A 23,127-nucleotide genomic window follows, 5' to 3' on the forward strand; every position below is an offset into this window, starting at 1 on the left:
AAGTTGTAAACTTTGATTTTATTGGAACTCTTTCCAAAATGTGACGTACTTCTATTTTTTATTAAAATATAATTAACCAATCACAATTAAGCGTATTTATAAAGTAATTCTAGTAGAAAGATAAATTTTTTAGCAGGATGATTTCCATTTCAAAAAATGCCTTCACCCTAGCCATAAAGCCGGGGGCGGGAATGAATAGCAGCCTTGATCTGACTGATTCAATTGATTAATCAAATACAAAAAAGCTGGGCATAGGTAATTTCATCTTTCCCATCCGCCCCGGGCAAAAGAAATCTGTCCACAGCATAGGTTAAAAATTTTCAATTAATTAAATCAATAACTTATTACAAAAAAAAGAGGCCTAACTATTTACCAATAGTTAAACCTTTAGTCATGTTGAAAACGGGGTTACTTTACGGTTACGGTGATGCTACCCGTATTCACCGCACCAATGGCAGAAGTTTTAATACCGTTGATATTATTCTCGGTTCCTTCTGTGATTGTATTTACAGATGCGTCAATAGCGCCAGAGTTAAAGGCGACATTGGCTACACTGTAATTGCTCAAGGTTTGATTCAACTCCTCATTAAAGCTGGCATCAAGACTTTGACCAAGCACACTTTCGATCTGTGATGACGAATCGCTCTCAGTATCGGTCAACGACTCCAATTGACTTTGTTGATCTTCAAGCGTTGCATTGAGTGTACCGGTACTCAGAGCACTCAGGCTGCCTTGCTCCACAGCGAGATTACCTGTATTTACAGCACCCAGGGCCGAGGTCTCTATGGTGTTTTCAAAATTATTGACAGCATCAAAACCCCCCTCTGTGTTGACGCTTGCATTAATATCCGCTGTATTGACTGCAAGGTTAAGCGCAGAGCCATTGGTGACCTGCTGGAATAAAGTAGCCAGAGCCGTTTCCAGACCCGTATCTACAGCCACTTCCGTGTCTTGAGCATTTGCCATGCCTGCACCGGTCAGGAAGGCGACGGATAAGGCGATTGTTTTAACAGTTATTTTCATAGCTGTTCTTCCTTTTCACGTTTTGAAGCACCTCTCGCTAAGTACTTCTTCTGATCATGGGAGCGAGCCCATTTTCATAGCGCTTTTAATCATGCTGGGGGTTGACCAGTAATTCTTGACCACTGCGGGATTGACATCCTCCAGCATCGAAGTCCCTTCCTCTTGCTGGTCTTTCTTGTCCTTCCAGTCATTTGTCTTGCCTGGAGAAGATGGGTTCTGTTTCCTGCTGATGGATTTAATCAAGTCCTGTTTATTCATCTCAGGCTCCTGTACCAGGCTGAACGGCTTCTTGCTTGAGAATGGCAAGCCGATACGGCCTTAAAGTAAATGCCCAAACAGGACATAGATGCCCCCCAGAAGATCTGCTGTTTTGGGTGAACGGAAAATTCAGCATAGCGAGTCTCCCGATGGGGTGCTTAAGTTAGGGCATTGCGGATTATTTTGAGTGGTTGTCGAATTTAAAGTCCCGTCATTCGCAGTATCATTGGAAATGTCTATGCGGTTATTTGCACCACTGATATTGATATTGTTGGTCGGGGTATTTACCGTACCGATAGAGCGGGTATGAGTACTATTAATGATGGTTTTTCCCAAGCCGGAATAATAATCGGAATCCTTGAGCTCGATCAGATTTGCCTGCACCAGATTCTCATTGGAACAGGCACTTGATGATTTCCAGCGCTGACTCCATTCATCCGATGTGGCATAAGCAGTGTTCAGAAAACAGCAACAAAATAAACCCAGATTGATCATTAATATTCTCATAATCTTTGAAGCCCTCTGACCTGAGATGTTAATTTATCTTTGACTAAAATAAGTTTTAATAAATCTAAGTAAAATTAAATCACATAAAAAAAATAAAAGGCAATTTTTATCCAGATTCACATTTTTTCTGTTTTTTATAAAAAATTATCCATTTGTTTTATATTATAAAAATAAGGATTTGTTATTTATTTGTGATTTGTAATAAATCATTATATAAAAATTTTTTGAATATAAACTTCACATAACAAACTTGATTAAAATAATATATTTTTTATCTAAAGAGTAATAAATAATTTCGCTAATAAAGCGTGAAATTATGTTCTTCACTTATTTTATAGAATGGTAAATTTCGATTTTATGAGGACTTCTTTCTAAGTGTGATTTCCATCATATTTTATTAAAAATATAATTAATCAATCACAGTTAAACCTATTTATAAAGAAACCTTGAGATAAAGGTAATTTTTTGCCTCTATCCCCCAAATCGGCATTCTCCCTCTCCCAAACTCCATAGAATTGAACCCAAGCACACTTAAAATGAAACTTGAACAGAGGACCGGAGCAGCCTCACCCTGCTTGAAGTTGCAGAACCTAGAGGATGAAGCGATTGCTCATGCTTTTAGAGCTGATGAATACTTAAAAACCCATCCGCAATTCCCTCCTACTCGATGAAGAATGAATGTGTTTACAACTCAGATAAACTGTTTTGACTTTATTTCAACTAGAATCAGGTTGGTATGAAATGTTCCTGACATCCAGATGTAGAACAGACATACTGTAGCAACATGTCATAAATACCCGCTGACCTTGAAGCCCTCTCTATTCCATATAGCCCAAGATCGGTCAAGCTAAATTATTGATGGAAAACTCTATGCAATGTCCTAAATGTGGATCGACTGAAGTTGAAAAACGTGATCATGAAAAGAATTTAAAGACCATTAGTGGAATTTTAATGACCTCAGCTGGGGCAACCGCAGGAACAGTCGGTGGGGCTGCAACAGGCGCATCCACAGGGGCCGCGATTGGTGCAATTGCCGGACCATTAGGAGTGATTTTCGGTGGCACTGTAGGCACCTTTGTAGGTGCCATTGCCGTAGGGGTGACAGGTGGGGTACTCGGTAATATTTTCGGTAAAAAAGCCGGAGTCATTATCGATAAAAATGTATTCCTGGATTACAAATGCTTAAAATGTAAGCATCGCTTTAAAGAAAAAGCATAAGCATTCAGCTATTTAAACTTTAAGTTGCAATAAAAAAGACCATTCATTTTTAGAATGGTCCTTTTTTATATCTATATTTTAAGAATAGGGTGAGTTGAACCCAGTTTCTCAATAAAAAATCAGTTTACCTGCAATTTTTTAACCACATCGCCCAAGCGCTTACCCTGCTCTTCACACAGGATTTTTTCATCCTGACTCAGCCCCAAATCATGGCGTGGACCACTCACATGGCTTGCACCATAAGGTGTGCCACCCGATTTGGTATTGGACAATGCCGGGTTGGCATTCGGCAGGCCCATAATCATCATGCCATGATGAAACAGGGGCGGAAGCATAGTCAGCAATGTACTTTCCTGCCCGCCGTGCATAGAACCTGAAGATGTAAAGACACAGGCCGGTTTCTGATGTAAGGCACCATTCAGCCACAGACTGGTGGTCTGATCCCAAAAAAATTTCATCTCGGAGGCCATATTGCCAAAGCGTGTAGGTGAACCCAGAGCAAGACCTGAACAATTGGCCAAATCATCCAGGGTACAGTAAATATCCCCTTCCTCCGGAATACTCGGTTCAGCCTGTTTCACCACAGTGGATAGATTAGGCACCGTACGAATTTTTACCGCCATACCTGTAGATTCAATTCCATTGGCAATTAAATGCGCCATTTCTTTGGTTGAACCATATTTGCTGTAATATAAAACAAGGACATAAGACTGCATAATTTTTATAAACAAAGCCAAAAGAGAAAACTATACGGTATTTTTCCCATTTTTTGGTTAAGCTTGATATTGAAAATTCATAAAGACGACTAAAAAAATTGAGACTCCATCACTATGTTAGAAAAGTATTTAAAAAAACTTCCTTTTTATAATGAGACCTGGTTTCAGTTTGCTTTATTTGTTATCAGACGTTTTGAAGCCGATCGTTGTCGTGATCAGGCAGCCTCTCTGACTTATACCACCCTGTTTGCAGTAGTTCCCATGCTGACGGTTTTTCTGGTGATCATTTCTTCCATTAAAGCCCTGGAACCAGCAAGACAGCAATTACAACAACTGATTTACAGCCATTTTCTGCCCCGAACCACCATCGCCTTTGACAAGGCCTTTAATGCCTTTACCGATAAATCCAGCAACCTGACAGTAATTGGTATTTTATTCCTGTTTGTGACTACAGTCATGATGCTTTCTAGTATCGAAACCGTATTTAACCGGATTTGGCGGGTTCAGGAAACGCGAGGCGGAATCATTGGATTTATGCGTTACTGGACTATTATTTCACTCGGTCCAATTCTGTTAGGCAGTGCTTTTGCTATTTCATCGACTGTGGCTTCATTAAATGTACTCAGCAATAATTTTGCCGGTTATGAGGTCAACGGCGAATTTATCTTGTGGGGCATTTCCTTTGTCCTGACCATTTTGGGGTTCTTTATTTTAAACTGGACCATTCCCAACCGCAGCGTCCCAATTAAAGCCGCCTTGATTGCCGGTACATTCAGTGCAGTCGTGTTTGAATTGTTGAAGAATCTGTTTGGCGTCATCATGTCAAATTTCACCAGTTATGAAATTGTCTATGGCGCTTTTGCAGCCATCCCGATTTTCCTGTTATGGATTTTCCTGTCCTGGAACATTGTTTTGCTGGGGGTCGAAATCAGTTATGGCCTGACTGCGTTTAATTCAGGTAAAGAACAGAAGCGTCATCCGGTAATCATGCTGTTAGACGTGCTTGAGCTGTTTTATAGAAAGCAGCAAATTGGCGAAACGGTTTCAGATGAAGAAGCGCTGCTGGTTTTGGGTCGTGATGAAATTGGACGCTGGCCAAGTTATGTACTGATGCTGGAAAAGCAAAATCTGGTGAAACGTACCGATGATGATAAATACATTCTCGCGCGCAATCTGGCTCAGGTCGATTTCTGGAGTTTTTATAAACAGTTACCCTACCCGCTTCCGCGCAGCAAAGATGTCGCCAATATCCGCCCGGATGATGAATGGATACAAAGACTCGGACCCGCACTGGTTGAATCTGATGACTATCTGGCTGCAAAACTTTCCATTCCCCTGTCCGCTATTTTTGAAAAGAAATAGCGTTAACTGACGTTGACGATGCCATAAAAAAGCCTTCACATATGAAGGCTTTTTCAATGACTACGCGGAGCTATGAGCAGACAAAAATGTCTGATCCAGCCATGCAAGCTGACCGTCATGTAAAAATTCAGAACTTAGAAAGGCCGCATTTAAGCAGCCTTTTTACTCAGCTTTTTCGCTTATTGAACAAAGGTTTTCCAGACAAAATCCTGGCTCTGACCTTGCAACGTCATGGTGAGTTGATCACCTGCCTTTAATGCAGCCACACCCGCAGGTGTACCCGTCATCACCACATCACCTTCTTCCAGGGTAAAGACCTGGCTGATATCAGCAAGTAAAGTCGCAATATCAAAAATCAGCAAAGATGTATCGCCTTTTTGACGCAGCTCATCATTCACATGCAAGGTGTAATGTACATCTTTCCAGTCTTTCACTTCTGAAAGCTCAACCCAGTCACCCAACAGGCATGAACCATCATATGCTTTGGCACGTTCCCAAGGCTGACCTTTCTTTTTCAGGTCATCCTGTAAGTCACGCAAGGTTAAATCCAGGCCCAAAGTTACCGCACCCACAGCTTCCAGCGCCTTAGCCGGATCGGTCTCTGCCTTTAAAGTGCGGTCAATCCGCAGGCTGAGTTCACATTCATAGTGACAATTGCCCCAAGCCGGGTTCCATGAAATCCCCTCTTGCAATGCCGTTAAGGCACTCGGTGGCTTGATAAACAAAACCGGACGATCAGGAATGGCATTGCCTAATTCTTTGGCATGGTCCGCATAGCTACGGCCGACACAGACAATCTTCGATGGACGTGTACTCATGATCTTCCCTTTTTATTTCACTGTTAGGTTATTTCAGGCTTACTTTTTAAATGTATTTTCAAATACGGTTTGCTCGGTAGAATGTTCAAAAGCGCGTTTCGGCACAACCACCACGGTACGGTTCTTCAATTCAATCATGTACGTCAGTTTACCTGTAGCAAATTTTTGCACGTCGCTATAGTTAAACATCTGTTTACGACCATTGGCATAAATTTCCGCATGATCCTGAAACAATTCGATGCCTTGTTCACTTTTACCAAGCTGGTATTTTACAAATTGACGTTTAAACATCATTGGTAAAAACCAGTAACGCATAATCAACTGCAAAATTAAAAAGAAAGCACCGAGCGCAACATAATAGCGACCCACGCCATTAAAGCCGAGGTAAAAACCCCAAATAATAATTCCGATACTTACGAAGGGGGTAATAAAGCGACTAATCTGCTTTTTACCAAACGTCGCAAGCGCAAAACCGTCTTGTGATTCTTCCAGATTTAAAAAATAACGTACCGATACAGCAGGCTTGGTCTCTGACATGATTCATCATCAAATTATTCGAACAATTGTGCTAGATATTACACCAGATTCGGCCTTTTCCTTATTGTTTTTGCTCGGACCATTACAAGCTAAATTACATAAGTTTGCTTCACAACTATTTTAAAATTGATTAAAACATCATCATTCACTTAAAAAGCATAAACAGGATGTGGCATGCAGAACAATAAAAATAAATGCGGTTTGCTGGTGCTGTGCTGCCTGCTCGGCACGCAGGTCTCGGCAAAGATCATCCCATGGGAAGAACAGATTCCCAGTAGCCTGAGTGTATTTCAGGGGAAGGCCCAACTTCTGGCTGACTTAACCGCAAACCGTATTTTGATTTACGCCCATCCGGCACAGGCAATTACTTTACCGACCTTTAAAAATCCGCACAGTATAAGTGGCAAGTTTTATACCGGTGCAGTGGTGGTACCCGCCAGCAGCCAAAACGTAGCGCGGCTTTTAAGCAACTATAACGGGTATAAAGGGCTATTTCCGACCTTAAAGTTAGCAAAGGTCGTTGAGCAACAAGGCAACATTACCCAGATGAAATATCAGGTGTCCATTCCAACGCCGATTCCAATCTTAAACTTTAAAGAAAATGTGCTGATGCAGCACCATTTAACGGCGAACAGTATTTCAACCCTTGTCCTGGATGCACCTATTCCTTATGGTGCAGGCAAAATTGAATGGTTTGATTTAGGCAACAATAAAACCTTAATTACCGTGACCCAATGGGGCGACTTAAACCACCCCAAAGGCTTTTTATTCAGCAGCATTTTGAATGCGCTTCCGGAGGCCAAACTCGGCATTCCCTCTGGCACCAACGCTTTTTTACTCGAAGCCCTGCAACAGCACTTTAAAACACCGAGTTACCACAGCTTGAAAGCTGGAGAATTACCCGAAGCCCCATTAAGCTCGAACCAGGTTCAAAAAATTGCCACACTGAGCCAACTGTCCCAGGAACCGGTTTCTTTTATCTTGCCCTCTAGCAAGGTGCCCTATCCGCATGGTCTGGAAAGCTTGCGTTTTAGTAGCAGCTATCAGTACTTTGCAAAAAAACCGCAACAGATGCAGCACTGGCTGAATGCGCCTGCCTATCAGGAGCTTTTTCCACGCCAGATTAAAGAGATCGACCTGAAAAAAATTGACCCCAACGCCATTAATGCAGATTACAAAATTTCAGTCGGCTTAGGCGTGATCAATATTCCATTTGATTTTAAGCTGCGCTTTGACTATCCCAACAGTCTAGAAAATGAGTTTCAGGCAGTCGGTGGAGACTTGCAATTTGTTAAAGGCGGTATGCAGCTGATTCCGCAAGGTACAGGTACCTTATTAAAGGTCACCAGTGCCATGAAAATTCATGACAAAGCCCCCTTCCTACTTCGAGCGATGCGAAGCATGCCTTATCACGACATGTTACCGGCAATTGGTGGCAATACCGTATTGGCATTAAAGATTAAGCAGAAATTGAAATAGTTTTTTAACAGATTTAATTTATTCTAGGCACAAAAAAACCGCATTAAATGCGGTTTTTTCCAGTTTTACATCTGTCGATGCGATCAAGTTGGTGCGCTCAGAGAGATTCGAACTCCCGACCCCTTAGTTCGTAGCCAAGTGCTCTATCCAGCTGAGCTATGAGCGCGACGTCTTGATGTGGTGCATTATACGCGTTTTTAATATTCTGTTAAGTGCTTTTTAACAAATACGCAATCAAGTGAACAGTTATTGGGCAAAATTAGATTTTTCATCTATTTTTTAAACAAAATTTATTTTTTTGAGGATTGCACAGATTGATTTGAGATAAACATAATAATTTCACCAGCGCATTTTACTCCAGGTTTCGTCTAGATATCTGGAATATCTGGAGTAGATATTTAAGATGCCCTACTTTTTTAAAGACATCTCCACTCATGGAAAAACTTATCCGCTCAGTTGCACCAAATTTCAGGCATAAAAAAACCGCAACATGTGCGGTTTCTTCCAGTTTTACATCTGTCGATGTGTTCAAGTTGGTGCGCTCAGAGAGATTCGAACTCCCGACCCCTTAGTTCGTAGCCAAGTGCTCTATCCAGCTGAGCTATGAGCGCGTACTTGAGTTGCTTTTCAGCATTCGTTACTATAAAAATTACCGCGTTTAACTTGATTGGTGCGCTCAGAGAGATTCGAACTCCCGACCCCTTAGTTCGTAGCCAAGTGCTCTATCCAGCTGAGCTATGAGCGCATTTCAAGTTATTCGTGGCGGTGAGAGAGGGATTCGAACCCTCGGTGGGCTTTAAGACCCACGCTCCCTTAGCAGGGGAGTACCTTCAGCCACTCGGCCACCTCACCGTAACGAGCCGCCATAATACAAACTAAACTTCGTTTCTTCAAGTCAGATTTCAAAAAATTCTGATATTTTTAATCAATCATCTATTTTTTAAACAATTTCCGAGCTGGCTCTGCCCTTTTTGCTGTTTTTTATGGCGGATGCTGCTGAAATATTCAACCTGGCCCGAAAATTTGCACTGAAAAACACAATATTGCAATCATTTACGTGCAGTCTGTTGCTGCATGACTTATGCTAATCCTATCTTCTGACATGAAGCCAAAGACATTATGAAAAATTGGGTCGATCCTGAAGCTAAAGCTGAAGCTGAACGCTATGAAAATCCTATTCCCAGCCGTATTCTTATTTCTGAAACGATTGAAAAACTACAAGCACCACAATCTCATGCAGATCTAGTGGAACATTTTGAAATTGCAGATCAAAAAAGTATTGATGCCCTTAGCCATCGCCTGATCGCCATGGTTCGGGATGGCCAGTTGATGAAAGATGGCTACAAGTTCCAGCTTGCCGCCAGCCAGCCGACGCATGAAGCCACTGTCTATATCAACTCCAAAGGTCTGGGCAGTGCCTCGATTGCCGATCATGAAGACCTTTTACTGCCTGAACGCGAGCTGCGTCTGGTCTTTAATGGTGACCGCGTCAAGGTTCGTCAAACTTCGGTCGACCGCAAAGGCAAGGCTTGGGGTTTTATTACCGAAGTGGTGCAGCATCGGGTGAAACAGATTATTGGCAAAGTGGCGGTTCACGATGGCGAATACTTTATTCAGCCCGGCAATCCGAATGCCCATCAGCCGATTACCCTGGAAAAAGAACTGATTGAACATGCCCAGGTCAAAGTGGGTGATTCGGTTCGCGTGGCGATTGATGACTATCCGACCCGCGAAGAACTGGCGACCGGTCATATCGTTCAGTCTATGGCAGACAAGGCCGATACTGAAATCATTATTCCGCAAACCATTTTAGAATTTGGCTTGCCTTATGAATTTCCGGAAGAAGTGATTCGTGATGCGGAACACTTTAAGGAACCTTCTGCACAAGACCGCGAGGGCCGGATCGATTTACGTGATTTGGCCCTGGTCACCATTGACGGTGAAGATGCCCGTGACTTTGACGATGCCGTATATGCGGAAAAACGTCCAGGTGGCGGTTACCGCGTGGTCGTGGCCATTGCGGATGTCAGCCATTATGTGCGTAATGACCAGCCTTTGGATGATGAAGCCAAAGAACGTGGCACGTCCGTCTATTTCCCGCACTTTGTGCTGCCGATGTTGCCGGAAGCCTTATCTAATGGTCTGTGCTCGCTGAATCCGCATGTCGACCGTCTCTGTATGGTTTGTGACCTGAAACTGTCCCGTGCCGGTCGTGTGACAGGTTTTGAATTTTATCCATCCGTGATGCATTCCAAAGCACGTCTGACCTATACCCAGGTGGCGCAGTATTTTGACGGTGACAGCAAAGCCGTTCCTGAAGATCGCGATGTGCGTAAATCGCTGAATACCCTGTTCCAACTGTATCAGATTTTAAAAGGTTTACGGGCGCAGCGTCATGCCATGGAATTCGAAACCGTCGAAACCTACATGACCTTCGATGAGTTGGGTGGCATTAATGAAATTCTGCCGCGTACACGTAATGATGCGCATAAACTGATTGAAGAATGCATGTTGCTGGCCAATGTGGCCGCCGCCGAATATGCCCTGGAAAATGACATTCCGATGTTATACCGTGTGCATGAGCCACCTGAATTTTCACGTATCCAGAAAGTGCGTGAATATGTGAAATTGCTGGGTCTGCCCTTCCCTGAACAGCCAACGCAAAAAGACTATCAGGCGGTGATTGAAGCCACTAAGGACCGCATTGATGCACCTAGCATTCACGCGGTGCTGTTACGTTCCATGATGCAGGCTTATTACGGCGCAAGTAACGCCGGGCATTTTGGTTTGGCTTATGATGCCTATACCCATTTCACCTCTCCAATCCGCCGTTACCCGGACCTGTTATTGCACCGTGCCATCAAGGCTCATTTAAAGCAGAAGCCTTTCCTGCTTTCCGGTGCAGCTCTGGATGACGCCGGTGAACATTTCTCGCAAACCGAACGCCGTGCCGATGAAGCTTCCCGCTCAGTCACGACCTGGTTGAAATGTCACTATATGCAGCAGCATTTAGGTGAAGAATTTGTCGGGATTATCAGTGCCGTGGCTGAGTTTGGTCTGTTCGTGACATTAAAAGACCTGTATGTCGATGGTATGGTTCACGTGAGCCAACTGGGCGATGACTATTTTGTCTATGATCAGGCCAGCCAAAGCTTAATCGGTCAGGCACGTGGTCAGACCTTTAGTCTGGGCGATGAAGTCAAAATTAAGGTGGCAGCGGTCAATCTGGAAGATCGCAAGATAGACTTTGAACTGTTGCAACAATTGACCCATGCCGGCCGGGTGATTCGTAGCAGAGCGCCACGTGTGGCCAAGACCACCACAGAAGAAGTCTTTGGTTCACGAGCCAAAGCCGTGGCGAGTGAAGAGGGCGAACAGCCGGTTCGCAAGAAAAAGCCAAAAGCTAAATCTGCTGCACCTGCCAAAAAGTCAGATAAAAAATCTTCAGCCAAGGCAGATGCAAAAGCCAAAGACAAGCTGAAGAAAAAATCCAAGCCGAAAAAGAAAAAGTCGAATGCGAAAGCCAAGATAGAATAATTTTTCGATATAAGCCCTACTCCGGTAGGGCTTTTTATTAGGTTTGGTCTATCAAGTATTTACTGACTGAAAAATAATAGCCCTTGATTTAACCCTCTCTAAGCCTTACATCTACTATTAACTTTATAAATGATATGGCGTATTAGAAATGACTTTAGAAAAGGCGACCTTGCCCGTTCCACAATTTGACCAGATTCAACTGGCCGATTTAAAACAACAGATTGAACAGGCCATTCAACAAGGACAAAGTTTTTTAAACGATTTAACCGCAGTTCCAGAAGATGCTCAGTCACAGCTCAATGTTCTGGAACAGGTCGATACGCTGGAAAACAACATGAGTGAAGCTTGGGGTGTACTGTCACATCTCAATGCCGTGATGAACAATTCAGAAACACGTGAACTGTACCAATCCCTGCTTCCGGCATTAAGCGAATACTACACCCAACTGGGTCAACATACGGTGCTGTATCAAACCTATCAGCATGTGCATGACTCATCCGTATTTAGCACGCTTCCAGCAGCCCATCAAAGTGCCATTAAACTGGCGCTGCGCGATTTCAAACTGTCAGGGGTTGCTTTAGAAGGTGAAGCGAAAAAACGCTATGCAGAAATTTCTGCCCGTTTGTCGCAGCTTTCATCTGACTTCTCCAACCATGTATTGGATGCCACACAAATCTACTTCAAGCCGCTGACTGAAGATCAACTCAAAGGCTTGCCGCAAAGCAGTATCGATTTACTTAAACAATATGGCCAGCAACGCGAACTTGATCAGCCGGTGGCGACTTTAGACATTCCGGCTTATCTGGCCATCATGACCTATGCCGATGACCGTGGCTTGCGTGAAGAGTTGTATAAAGCCTATACCACACGTGCTTCCGACCTGTCAGAACATCCTGAATTTGACAATACCCAGGTGATGGAAGAAATCCTGAGTCTGCGTCATGAAATGGCTCAACTGTTAGGTTTTAAAAACTATGCCGAGTTATCGCTGGCCAGCAAAATGGCACCGGATGTCGAAACTGTAGATAAGTTTCTGGTCGACCTGGCTGAACATGCACGCACACCGGCCAGCAAAGAAATTGCCGAATTAAAAACCATTGCCATTCAGGATGGCATTCTCGAGTTACAGCCTTGGGATACCGGTTACTATTCGGAAAAACTGAAACAGCAACAGTTCAATTTATCGCAGGAATCACTCAAACCGTATTTCCCTGCACCTAAAATTTTGCAAGGCCTGTTCAGCATTGTGAACCGTCTCTATGGCATCAACATTGTAGAACGTGAAGCGCCGGTCTGGCATCCCGATGCACGCTATTTTGAACTGGAAGATCAAGGCAATGTGGTCGGCGGCTTCTACCTCGATCTGTATGCACGCAGTGGCAAACGCGGTGGCGCCTGGATGAGCGGTTTCCGCTCGCGCATGCAAACCCGACAAGGCCTGCAAAAACCGATTTGCTACATGGTCTGCAACTTCACCCCTGCTGTCGGTGATCAACCGGCGTTACTTACCCATGATGAAGTGAATACCCTGTTCCACGAGTTTGGTCACGGCCTGCATCATCTATTGACCGAAGTGGACCATATTGCTGTGGCAGGTACACACGGCGTAGATTGGGATGCCGTGGAGCTTCCAAGCCAGTTTATGGAGTTCTGGACCTGGGATACTGACAGCCTTGATCTGCTCAGTGAACACATCGAAACGAAGCTGCATTTGCCAGAAGATTTGCTTAAATCCTTGCTGGATGCCCGTTTCTTCCAGTCTGGCATGCAAACTTTGCGTCAAATCGAATTTGCCCTGTTTGACCTGCATATTCACAAGCACAGCTCGGCTTTAAATGCCGAACAGGTACAAGTGACGCTGGATGAAATTCGCCAAAAATATGCAGTCGCGCCCACAGCCAGTTACAACCGTTTCCAGCATAGCTTTAGCCATATTTTTGCCGGCGGCTATGCTGCGGGCTATTACTCTTACAAATGGGCCGAAGTTTTGGCCAGTGATGCCTTCGATCGTTTCGAAAAAGAAGGAATCTTTAATGTTCAGACCGGAAAAGAATTTCGTCAATTTATTCTAGCAGTTGGCGGAAAAGATACAGCACTTGACGCGTTTATCAATTTCCGCGGACGTGAGCCAAAAATAGATGCGTTATTACGTCATCAAGGTTGGACGAACCCCTCTAAAAACGCTTAAACTAACTGTCTAAGATTGTTCGGAAGGTTAGGATGATGACTATCAAACGTCGTTTCATTGCAGGTGCTAAATGTCCAAAATGTGAAGCGCTAGATCGGGTTGTCATGCTAACTTCTGGCGACGATGAATGGATTGAATGTATTGACTGTGGCTATAGCGAAAATCGGCCAACGCATGTCGATGAACCACAGATGCCGGAACAGCCGGATGAGATTGGTGTCATTCAGTTCAAACCGCGTCAGCCTAAATAAAAACAGGTTCAATATGACATTAGATCAAAGAAACAGCCCAAAACTTTTATTGGGCATTACTGGGGGACTGGTTGCAATCATTGCGCTTTTTTTGGCCTATCAATGGTTTTTTGCAACTTCAAATGAAATACTGCCTGAACATGAAGGAACCAGTTTAACGGCGCCTGCAAAACCGGCGGCTAAAGCTGAAAAAGCGCCAGAACCACTTGCTCAAACCGAGCAGGAAACCATTCAGCTGGTGGATGAAAAAATCCTGAAAGAAGCTGTTCCAGAAAATGAATCACTCGCCAAAGAAGAAGTGGCTAAACTGGAAGATATTCAAAGCCAGCTAAATGAACAGGAAGCCATGCTAAAAGCCCAACACGCCGATGCAGATGAGCTGATTGCCCTGAAAGAAGAACAGATTAAATTACTCGAAGCTCAATTGGCTCAAAAACAATGATTTTATAATTGAATATTCAGCTAAAATAGCTGTACATATTTTAGCTGAATTGTTTCATGTCCCTACCGACCAGCAATCGGAACCTGTTTACAGCACTTGCTTTACTGACCTGCTCTGCCTTTTTATTTTCTCTTATGGGTGTCTGTATTCGCTATGCTTCGCATACCGTAGATAATCCCACCATTGTATTTTTTCGCAACTTTGTCGGCCTGTTTATTTTTCTGCCGCTTATTTGTTCTAAGGGAATTGGTTTTTTTAAAACTGAAAAAATCTGGATGCATAGCTGGCGTGCCGTCATCGGGCTGATTGCCATGTATGGCTTCTTTTATGCAATTGCCCATTTAAAGCTGTCCAACGCCATGGTCTTTACCTATTCTTCCCCGATTTTTATTCCACTGATTGCCTGGTTGTTTCTGAAAGAAAAAATCACCAAATCCATGCTGCTCGCCGCAGCGTTTGGCCTGGTTGGGGTCATTTTTGTGGCCAAGCCCGATGCTGGCATGTTTAACCAGATGTCTGTGATTGGGCTAGGTGCCAGCTTGTTGGCAGCCATGGCATTTGTAACAGTCCGCGCGCTCACTAGTACCGAATCTCCAGAGAAAATCGTATTTTATTTCTATTTTATCGGCACACTCATTTCCATGATTCCGATGTTCTGGTTATGGCGTCCCTATACCTGGACTGAACTGGGTTTCTTGATTGGCGCAGGTCTGCTTGCCAATATTAGCCAGATTTTCATGTCTAATGCCTATAAACTCGCCCCTGCCGGACAGATTGGCCCTGTGAACTATATTGCCATTATTTTTGCAGGAATCTGGGGCTTTATCTTCTGGCAAGAAATACCGGATCATTATAGTTTAATGGGTTTCGGACTCATTCTGGGTGCCATTATCCTCTGTAGCCCCCTGGTTCAAAAACGTGCCACCCGATAATTCAGGCAGATTTCCCGCATATAATTCCCTATATAAAAAGTCATAAAAAAAGCACCCGAAGGTGCTTTTTTTATGATGGATTAATGATACCAACCGAACAGCTTAAATACATAAGGAATATAAGCGATGATCAACATGGCAGGCAGCATCACAATCACCGGTAAAACCCAGCGTTCATAGCGGTAGTAGAAAGATAGATGACGCACTTCTGCATCCGCCTCAGCCACCTCGGCATCTCCAACAGACTGCCGGGCCAGAAGATGGTTCAGCGCTACAGGCGGGGTGACATAACCAAGCTCAAAACCAATCAGGGTAATCATCCAGAAATGTACCGGGTGGATACCGTATTGATAGGCTACCGGAGCCACTGTAGCGGAAATCAGAATAACGGCACCAAATGGGTCCATGATCATGCCCACAAAAATCATCAGTCCGACAATCAGGGTAATGACGAGAATGGTACTACTGATATCGGTCGGGAAGGCCTGCATCACTTCGATACGTTCCAGTAATCCCCCCACACTGACAGAAAGCGCCATCAGGATTACCAGGGCACCAATATGTCCAACCGTTTCACTGGTAGAAATATGTAACGATTTCCAGAATCCGACATTACGCAAACTTTCTCCATAAGCAGAACGTTTCACGCCATGATCAACTGCCAATTCTTTGCCCTGCTGTTTACCATGCTCTGCTTCACGGTATTCGGCATTTACCGCTGCACCGGCAGTTGCCAATTCAGGGATCGATCCCTGATTCAACTGGGCGGTCAGGGTTTCATCCCAATGTCCCACTGCGGGTAAAGGTGCAGGTTCATGGCGTAACTTGTCGAAAAGTACCACCAGCAACAGAATCACTGGCATCATGACTGGAGCGGTAAATTCATTCAGATCGGTCGACAAGGCATATTTATAGAATAACCAGATCAAGATGAAAATCACGACATAAGGAATCACCGCCACTACAGCACGAGCCGATTGAGGTGCTGCTACACCTGGGGCTGCAATACGGAATTTACTTTCGGCGAAGAACAGTGAAATGATCAAAAATAAAGTTGACGTCAGCAGGAACACATACACGCCGTAGTGATACAGCAAGTCCGTTGTCACTTCCTTATTCAGTGAGGCAACCACCACAATCAATAAGCATGGACGTAATACCACACCTAGAGAACCTGACATAGCTGTTGCTGCCAGAGCAAACTGACGGCGTCCACCCGCATTCCAGACTTCCTTATAAATAATCGCACCTGCTGCGATCACGAAAATCCCCGATGCTCCTGTATAGGCCGTTGGCAACGCAGCTGCCACCAAGATCAGCCAGGTCAGGGTTTCAGGTGCCAGATTCCATGGACGCAGGATATTCAGGAACATGTCCACGACACGGGTCTGTTTCAGCAACATACCCGCCCAGATGAACAGTGCCAGATTCAGGAAGATACTCGAAAACTCGACCAGCTGTCCCAGGTAAATACCCTGTCCCATTGGATAATCCATCAGGAAGGTAAAGCTAATCCCGGTAATGATCGCCATATAGCCATACAGCGGCACACTCAGAAAAGCCATTCCTAAGCTACCGCCCTCTTGGCTCTGCTTGGGCTGTCTGAATATCTGATACAGGCTGATCAAGGTCAGCGTACTGAACAGGATCATCCACAACCAGTAAATATATTTCATGTCTCCGATCGGAACACCAGAATTCAGCATGGACTGATATTGGCTATAAGACGAGTAAGCCAAAAAGGCGTTACCAATCAGCATTGCCACCGAGTACACTTTAAAATCGATACGCGTTGTGGGACTACGTAAACCAATATGATGGGTTTTCAGCGTTGCACTGATCGCTGCAAATACCACCATGATAACCAGTAACAGGGCCCGGTTTTCAGTACCGAACTTGAATACGCCAAAGAAAGACGTTTCAAAGGTACGATATGCGCGAATACTCGGATGAGCCTGCATATGGGCAATCGCTTTATCATAGAACTGATAGGATTCTTCACAGACCTGTTGAGCCTGTACTATCGCCGCACGCACATCAGCCTCTGAACGCACACCGAAAAAATCAGCATACTCGTCGGCTGCATCGGCTTTCATCTGCTCTTGCACTTTACGATCGACATTGACATTACGTTCACAGGTTGGGGAACTCGGTTCGGCACGTAGAAATGAATATTGCATGCCAGTCGCCGGATCACCGTACAGACGCTCACCCATACGCAACAGCTGGCCGTGAATCATTTCACCGGTACCAATAATCAAAGTCAGCAAAAGTAAGACAAGAACGACAAAGGCCGAGATCCACTCTGTCCATATATAACGTAACAGACCTAATCCAGATCTGTTGTTTTCATCATATTGCATGTGTATTCCTATTTTTATTTTGGTCATTACACGGTGGTTTGGTAAAGCCAATTTTGATTTATGAACGGAGAATATCCTTTCCCGATCCAATTTCTTTATTGTTATCTACAAATTTGCATTAACCCGACATTAATGAAAATGACAATATGTATTTTCTTTTCTGTTTTAAATGTCAATCTCGCCACTATTCAACGAAATATTCCCATAGAACATACGCCAAAGCGATGATTATTCCTCCAATCACTCCCAATAAATGAGCTTCAACCAATACCGGACTGCCAATAAGTTCTGCTGTGCTGACACTGCCGACGGTATTTTCCCAAAGCAATTTTCCCAGAATCAGGCACAGCACCAAGGCAGCAAAATTGCGCTCTTTCCTATACAACAAATGCACGCAGGCAACGGTGACATAAGCCCCATGCAAGACTCCGGACAAGCCGGCATAGGCTTCTATATCTGGAAAGAAATAATAAAAACACAGGCTGATAAACGGCGGAAGCAATAACAGTAAAGCAACGAAATGCCAGATTCGGACGCGGGGAAAAATAAAAGGTAAGCAGGCAAAAGCCAGCATATTGAGCAGATAATGAATCCACCCCACATGTACCCAATGGGCGGTCCATAAACGCCAGAACTCTTTGAACAAGCCAGCTTGCCAATAGATAAATGAATCTGCAAAAACTTGAAGACATGCCGAAAAAGACATTACAAATGCAATAAAAATAATCTTTTGCATAAGAAACTGGTCTTTCATTGGCATGTCCCCAGCTTAGAAAAGATGGATTAAAGATCAAACATCATTCCAGCCCATCTTTTCTTGTATTTTCTTTTATTCCATTCAATTTAAGAGGAGGCCGCACTCTCATTTTCATCAAATAAATCATCTAATTCTGCTGAACTGTCCTGATCATCCCAGAAACGTTGCATGCCATCCTCACCCGAACGGATTCCGGTATGTTCAGTCCAGTAACGGTCTGAAATACCCTGCACCATATTTTGCGCCATACTGTCGACCAGTCTGAACTGCGGATTGACCGGCTTTTCTTCAGAGCGTGCTGTTGCAAATGTTTTCAGGGCATCGCGAATCTTGGCATCATCACCACTGGCTTGAGCTGCGACCGCATACAGGGCATGAGACAGGCGTACACCTTTTTGTTCACCCAGTTGTACCGACTGTTTTAAAGTCTGGTAAGGATCGGGCTTACCATCGCCTGCGCCCGGCAACAAGGTCCAAATGACGGCACGTGCCGCTTCTGGCGCACCCCAGAATTTGGCATTATCCAGACACACCATCCCGCGTTCAACGATGGCCGCAATATCTTTGGGTACATGGACTGCACCGCCAGAATTAATGTCATTGGTCATGGCCTGCAAACCGCTGATCATCCCCATTAAATACACGGTTTGATCAAGGTCGCTTTTCATTTTCGGGCATCCCTCACCCAAGGCCTTATTATATTTTGTCGCCCAACGCTTTTCTAACAGCTGGTAGCCCGCGTACTGACGCTGTGCAGCAATGGCCGCCCAGCGTTTTTGCTGGATACGGGCATCCTGGGCTTCTGAAACCCGCCCCGCTTTAGACGCGCGTAAATAATCTAGTTCTGCTTCCAAGGCCTGATTTTCAGCACAGATCCCGGATGAAGCATATAAAAGTACGGCAATACGGGTTGGGTCTGCCCCCATATCTTTGGTTGACATAATGGCGGGCGTTAAGGCATTGCCTGAATTACACGCCATATCCGCATCATCCATGGCCAAGATTGGCGGCACAATATGTTTCTCACTAAACCCCAGGGCAATATTTGCCCCTGATTTAACCACTTGAGAACACCCTGATAATATAGAACTTGTAACGATGATGGCTGCCATACCCTGGCATATTTTTTGGACTTGCGACATTTTCCTGTCCTCTATAATTGTGTTTATGTCCATAGCAACTAAACATATCAGATGCGAAATCCGAATAAAAGAGTATTCACTCTAATTAGATTTGATACTTTGCCATGAAATGGGTTTGGGAAAATTGACTGCATTCCATCAAGTTAAAAATTTTAGGCAAAAAAAAGTAGCATTGCGACGGTTCGGCACATGCTACTTATCAAGGGGTCGAAGCCTAACGGCTTTCATGTTGTGCAAATCGGTCCTTCAGCACTGTTCCTAGTCGTCCAATAACAATTGCCAAAACAATTGCTACCACCAGAAACATCCAAGTTGGAATCATCATAATGATTTCCTCATTTGCTGTTGGTGTTTTTAATTTACATTTAGCTTAAATAATTCAGGGGTGAAATTGTCTGACAATTGAAATATTTATTATTTTTTTGATTAAACTGTCTTACAAAAAACAAACTCTTATACATATATTATTGATTATTAATATTTTAATTTAAATTAATTTTATACAACTGTCTTACAATCAGTTTAATTTAGCCAGTTTTTTCAATGCCTTCCATTGCTGAAAGGATAATTGATCGATCCAGATCAGTAACGGCTTTTCCTGAAAATGCTGGAAATACACCACAATATAAAGCTGATGATCAATCAAATGACTGATTGAAACGCGTTTGACCTGCTCAGATTTTAAATGGGACAGTGACCATTCACGTGCATGCAAATGCTCAAGACACATCGGTTGAGGAACTTTTAGACCATAGGCATAGGTCAGCACACCCAACAAAATGCACAACAACCATAGCCAGGCCGGCAAAAGCTGCTGTAACAGTACAATGAGCAAGGTAAAAATAATCAGCTGAAATACAAAGGCCAGACGGCTGCGTTTCAGCTGAAAACAACGATTAGCCATGAACGTAATGTTTCAACTTGGCAATCAGGGCTCTCATTTCAGGACGTGGCGGTTCAGAAACCTCCATAAACCAGTCTAATAGGTCTGGATCTTCTTGTGCGACCAGTTCAGCAAAAACTTCTTTTTCTGCTGCATCTGCCTGCAGATAATGATTTTTTACATAGGGATCAAAATAAACATCAATCTCTTTTAAACCGCGACGGGCACGATAAATGACTTTGCGTTCTTCCAAGCTGATTTCTTCGCTCATAGCCTTTCCCCAACCGTATGAAATTTTTTGCTAGTTTACCCTATCCATCCCCTGCATTTCGAGCCATTTCCCCGAATTGACCAAATTCATCATTTTATCTGTACATTTGAGCATTCATCTCATTGCCGCTTGTGTCTCAATCTTTTAATTTTTATCTGACAATCACTTTGTAGATGGACAGAATAACAATGCAATCAGCTGCAATCCGACCTTTAGCCCCTATGCTGCCCCGCCATTTGTTTAATGCCGAGCACGATGCCTTCCGTGAAACGGTGCGCAAATTTTATGAAAAGGAAGTGGTTCCAAATACTACCAAATATGAACAGCAGCAGCGTGTCGACCGGGATTTATGGAACAAGGCAGGTGCAATGGGCTTACTCTGTGCCACCATGCCGGAACAATACGGAGGATCGGGTGTAGACCGTCTTTACAGCATGATCCTGATTGAAGAACAGGCCTATGCCATGGATTCGGCAACCGGCTTTTCCTTACATTCGGATATTGTGGCCAACTACATTTTCAATTTTGGCAATGAAGAGCAAAAATCAGCCTGGCTGCCCAAAATGGCTACAGGTGAAGTGGTCACGGCCATTGCCATGACCGAACCGGGAACCGGATCTGACCTGCAAGCGGTACGTACAACTGCTGTTTTGGATGGCAATGATTATGTCATCAATGGCTCTAAAATTTTTATCACCAATGGCTACCTGTGTGACATGGCGATTGTGGTCTGCAAAACGGGCAACAGTGATAAAGGCTCTGCCAATTTATCTTTACTCATCGTTGAAGCTGACCGTGCCGGTTTCAGTAAAGGCAAGCCATTAAATAAAATTGGCATGAAAGGGCAAGATACCTGCGAGTTGTTCTTTGACAATGTACGCGTGCCCAAAGAAAATTTGCTGGGTATGGAGGGCATGGGCTTTATGATGTTGATGAAAGAACTGGCCTGGGAACGCATGCTGGTCGCAATCATTTGCCAGGCGGGAGCCGAAGCGGCATTCGCGCATACCGTGCAATACACCAAACAGCGGCAAGCTTTCGGCAAGCCGATCAGCGCTTTTCAAAATACCCGCTTTAAACTGGCTGAATTAAGAACCGAAATTGATTTCTGTCGGGCTTATTTAGACCGCTGTATGGAATTACAGCTAGAAGAAAAACTGGGCATTGATGCAGCGGCAGCCGCGAAATACAAAATTTCCGAAATGTTTTCTAAAGTCGTGGATGAGTGCCTGCAACTGCATGGCGGTTATGGCTACATGATGGAATATCCAATTGCACGTGCCTATATCGATAACCGTGCCAACCGGATTTATGCCGGCACCAATCAAATTATGAAAGAACTGATCTCGCGTTCCCTGTAATCAAAAGCCCATCTGCTGATGGGCTGTTTCTCTTAACTAATCTCTACTAAAAATTCACTAATCAATGCCAGTACCAGTTCGGGTTGTTCTTTATGCGGCATATGATGTAAGTCCTCTAGAATTTGCAATTCAGCTGCACCTTTCACTCCTGCAAATATCTGCCGAGGCTGTGCCAGCGTGCCGTATTCATCTTGCTCCCCATGAATGATCAAGCTGGGGCATTGTACTTGGGGCAATACCTGACTCAAATTCCAGTCCTTAAATGCAGGTGCCAACCAGGTTTCAGTCCAGGCATCCAGCACCCACTGCGCTTTATCAGGATGATATTTGGCGAGGCGCTCCATTTGTCCCGCTTGCCGAAATGCCTGCTTGGCTTCACGGATGCCGGCTAAAGTTCGTTCTTCCACTTCATATTGCGCAGCAATGGTCACCAAAGCCTGACAACGCTGTGAATATTCAGTAGCGATGGCAGCCGACATTCCCCCACCCACACTATGTCCCAGCACAATAAAATCTTTCAGCGCAAAATAATCAAGCACAGCCTTAAAACCATGAGTCGCCTCAGTGATGACAAAATCCAGGCCCAAAGGCTGGTGATTGACTGCTGACTGTCCAAAGCCGAGCCGGTCATAAGCATAAACAATACGCTTGGTCTGAGCTGCAAGTTGTGCAGGAAAATCTCGCCATAAAGCCACACTGCCCAGTGAATCATGCATCAATAGAATCGGTGCTAATTCCGGATTGGCTTCAGCAGACTGCCAGGACTTGGCATAAAGAAAATAGGAGTCAAATGACAGTTGATATTCACGCGCTAAGATGCTCAAAACTTATTCCTGTGCCGGCTCAATTACTTTTACTCCATACTGTAGGAATTTGCAGCAGAACTAAAGATTACAAATTGAACGCGTGATTTCAATATTCATAAAAAAAGGAGCATTTTTGCCACTACTGTCCCACAGTTTACTTTAAATAAAAAAACCTGAGTCTAAATAGTTAAAATATGAGTGCAAACAAACACTTTAACTATAAAGGACTCAGGTTTTGTCACATCAGAATACCGTATTTCATCAATTACTCAAACC

General features: G+C 44.1%; 21 protein-coding genes and 4 tRNA genes. 9 read left to right on the forward strand and 16 right to left on the reverse strand.

Features of this window, described 5'->3' with window-relative positions:
* Nucleotides 1-408: 408 nt before the first annotated feature.
* The 3 genes from ACPUEY_RS12200 to ACPUEY_RS12210 form a co-directional block, all read right to left on the reverse strand.
* The gene (locus ACPUEY_RS12200) at nt 409-1,023 is read right to left on the reverse strand and encodes a hypothetical protein (RefSeq protein ID WP_425122243.1); all 615 of its coding nucleotides are present in this window, start codon (nt 1,021-1,023) and stop codon (nt 409-411) included.
* 54 nt (nt 1,024-1,077) lie between these two features.
* Complete coding sequence (locus ACPUEY_RS12205) at nt 1,078-1,281, reverse strand: hypothetical protein (RefSeq protein ID WP_425122244.1); 204 nt, start codon at nt 1,279-1,281, stop codon at nt 1,078-1,080.
* Between the two features lie 129 nt (nt 1,282-1,410).
* Nucleotides 1,411-1,788 carry a hypothetical protein gene (locus tag ACPUEY_RS12210; protein WP_425122245.1) on the reverse strand — a complete coding sequence of 126 codons (378 nt, stop codon included), beginning with the start codon at nt 1,786-1,788 and terminating at the stop codon, nt 1,411-1,413.
* Nucleotides 1,789-2,646: 858 nt separating this feature from the next.
* Between ACPUEY_RS12210 and ACPUEY_RS12215 the strand changes: the two genes are divergently transcribed.
* On the forward strand, nt 2,647-3,006 hold the full coding sequence (locus ACPUEY_RS12215; RefSeq protein WP_092820818.1) for a hypothetical protein: 360 nt from the start codon (nt 2,647-2,649) through the stop codon (nt 3,004-3,006).
* 119 nt (nt 3,007-3,125) lie between these two features.
* Here ACPUEY_RS12215 and wrbA read toward each other — a convergent pair whose 3' ends face one another.
* Nucleotides 3,126-3,722: an NAD(P)H:quinone oxidoreductase gene (gene wrbA, locus ACPUEY_RS12220; RefSeq protein WP_425122246.1), complete on the reverse strand. Its 597-nt coding sequence runs from the start codon at nt 3,720-3,722 to the stop codon at nt 3,126-3,128.
* A 114-nt stretch (nt 3,723-3,836) separates the two neighbouring features.
* Between wrbA and ACPUEY_RS12225 the strand changes: the two genes are divergently transcribed.
* Nucleotides 3,837-5,084, forward strand: a complete 1,248-nt coding sequence (locus tag ACPUEY_RS12225; RefSeq protein WP_425122247.1) for a YihY family inner membrane protein — start codon at nt 3,837-3,839, stop codon at nt 5,082-5,084.
* A 179-nt stretch (nt 5,085-5,263) separates the two neighbouring features.
* Here the strand turns inward: ACPUEY_RS12225 and ACPUEY_RS12230 are convergent, their stop codons facing one another.
* Entirely contained in the window at nt 5,264-5,902 is a 639-nt protein-coding gene (locus tag ACPUEY_RS12230; RefSeq protein WP_131273021.1) for a fumarylacetoacetate hydrolase family protein, read from the reverse strand.
* Nucleotides 5,903-5,941: 39 nt separating this feature from the next.
* Nucleotides 5,942-6,439 carry a YcxB family protein gene (locus ACPUEY_RS12235; RefSeq protein WP_131273022.1) on the reverse strand — a complete coding sequence of 166 codons (498 nt, stop codon included), beginning with the start codon at nt 6,437-6,439 and terminating at the stop codon, nt 5,942-5,944.
* A 174-nt stretch (nt 6,440-6,613) separates the two neighbouring features.
* Between ACPUEY_RS12235 and ACPUEY_RS12240 the strand changes: the two genes are divergently transcribed.
* Nucleotides 6,614-7,918 carry an SRPBCC family protein gene (locus ACPUEY_RS12240; RefSeq protein WP_425122248.1) on the forward strand — a complete coding sequence of 435 codons (1,305 nt, stop codon included), beginning with the start codon at nt 6,614-6,616 and terminating at the stop codon, nt 7,916-7,918.
* Between the two features lie 89 nt (nt 7,919-8,007).
* Here the strand turns inward: ACPUEY_RS12240 and ACPUEY_RS12245 are convergent.
* The 4 genes from ACPUEY_RS12245 to ACPUEY_RS12260 form a co-directional block, all read right to left on the reverse strand.
* Nucleotides 8,008-8,084 (reverse strand) — tRNA-Arg (locus ACPUEY_RS12245).
* A 368-nt stretch (nt 8,085-8,452) separates the two neighbouring features.
* A tRNA-Arg gene (locus ACPUEY_RS12250) sits at nt 8,453-8,529 on the reverse strand.
* A gap of 57 nt (nt 8,530-8,586) precedes the next feature.
* Nucleotides 8,587-8,663: transfer RNA gene (locus ACPUEY_RS12255), tRNA-Arg, on the reverse strand.
* Nucleotides 8,664-8,678: 15 nt separating this feature from the next.
* A tRNA-Ser gene (locus ACPUEY_RS12260) sits at nt 8,679-8,770 on the reverse strand.
* A 267-nt stretch (nt 8,771-9,037) separates the two neighbouring features.
* Here ACPUEY_RS12260 and rnr point away from each other — a divergent pair.
* From rnr to ACPUEY_RS12285, 5 genes are all read left to right on the forward strand, one after another.
* A complete protein-coding gene (gene rnr, locus ACPUEY_RS12265; RefSeq protein ID WP_425122249.1) occupies nt 9,038-11,455 on the forward strand; it encodes a ribonuclease R in 2,418 nt (805 codons plus the stop codon).
* A 148-nt stretch (nt 11,456-11,603) separates the two neighbouring features.
* The gene (locus tag ACPUEY_RS12270) at nt 11,604-13,643 is read left to right on the forward strand and encodes a M3 family metallopeptidase (RefSeq protein ID WP_425122250.1); all 2,040 of its coding nucleotides are present in this window, start codon (nt 11,604-11,606) and stop codon (nt 13,641-13,643) included.
* Between the two features lie 41 nt (nt 13,644-13,684).
* A complete protein-coding gene (locus tag ACPUEY_RS12275; RefSeq protein WP_171259728.1) occupies nt 13,685-13,894 on the forward strand; it encodes a YheV family putative zinc ribbon protein in 210 nt (69 codons plus the stop codon).
* Between the two features lie 13 nt (nt 13,895-13,907).
* A complete protein-coding gene (locus tag ACPUEY_RS12280) occupies nt 13,908-14,336 on the forward strand; it encodes a hypothetical protein (RefSeq protein WP_131273026.1) in 429 nt (142 codons plus the stop codon).
* Between the two features lie 56 nt (nt 14,337-14,392).
* Nucleotides 14,393-15,268 carry a DMT family transporter gene (locus ACPUEY_RS12285; RefSeq protein WP_425122251.1) on the forward strand — a complete coding sequence of 292 codons (876 nt, stop codon included), beginning with the start codon at nt 14,393-14,395 and terminating at the stop codon, nt 15,266-15,268.
* Between the two features lie 80 nt (nt 15,269-15,348).
* On the opposite strand, the gene ACPUEY_RS12290 is transcribed toward ACPUEY_RS12285, so the two are convergent.
* The 5 genes from ACPUEY_RS12290 to ACPUEY_RS12310 all read right to left on the reverse strand — a co-directional run bounded on the left by ACPUEY_RS12290 (nt 15,349) and on the right by ACPUEY_RS12310 (nt 20,684).
* Nucleotides 15,349-17,631, reverse strand: coding sequence for a TRAP transporter large permease subunit (locus ACPUEY_RS12290; RefSeq protein WP_425122252.1), 2,283 nt, complete (start codon nt 17,629-17,631; stop codon nt 15,349-15,351).
* A gap of 184 nt (nt 17,632-17,815) precedes the next feature.
* The gene (rrtA, locus tag ACPUEY_RS12295) at nt 17,816-18,385 is read right to left on the reverse strand and encodes a rhombosortase (protein ID WP_092820795.1); all 570 of its coding nucleotides are present in this window, start codon (nt 18,383-18,385) and stop codon (nt 17,816-17,818) included.
* An 89-nt stretch (nt 18,386-18,474) separates the two neighbouring features.
* Entirely contained in the window at nt 18,475-19,530 is a 1,056-nt protein-coding gene (locus ACPUEY_RS12300; protein WP_425122253.1) for a hypothetical protein, read from the reverse strand.
* A 517-nt stretch (nt 19,531-20,047) separates the two neighbouring features.
* On the reverse strand, nt 20,048-20,434 hold the full coding sequence (locus ACPUEY_RS12305; RefSeq protein ID WP_425122254.1) for a hypothetical protein: 387 nt from the start codon (nt 20,432-20,434) through the stop codon (nt 20,048-20,050).
* On the reverse strand, nt 20,427-20,684 hold the full coding sequence (locus ACPUEY_RS12310; protein WP_425122255.1) for a succinate dehydrogenase assembly factor 2: 258 nt from the start codon (nt 20,682-20,684) through the stop codon (nt 20,427-20,429). The genes ACPUEY_RS12305 and ACPUEY_RS12310 overlap by 8 nt, the downstream gene beginning before the upstream one ends.
* 188 nt (nt 20,685-20,872) lie before the next feature.
* Here ACPUEY_RS12310 and ACPUEY_RS12315 point away from each other — a divergent pair, with 188 nt between their 5' ends.
* On the forward strand, nt 20,873-22,045 hold the full coding sequence (locus ACPUEY_RS12315; protein ID WP_425122256.1) for an acyl-CoA dehydrogenase family protein: 1,173 nt from the start codon (nt 20,873-20,875) through the stop codon (nt 22,043-22,045).
* Between the two features lie 32 nt (nt 22,046-22,077).
* On the opposite strand, the gene ACPUEY_RS12320 is transcribed toward ACPUEY_RS12315, so the two are convergent.
* Entirely contained in the window at nt 22,078-22,869 is a 792-nt protein-coding gene (locus ACPUEY_RS12320) for an alpha/beta fold hydrolase (RefSeq protein WP_425122257.1), read from the reverse strand.
* Nucleotides 22,870-23,127: the final 258 nt, after the last annotated feature.

The sequence above is a fragment of the Acinetobacter sp. G11 genome (genome assembly GCF_049808495.1).
GTDB lineage: Bacteria > Pseudomonadota > Gammaproteobacteria > Pseudomonadales > Moraxellaceae > Acinetobacter > Acinetobacter kookii.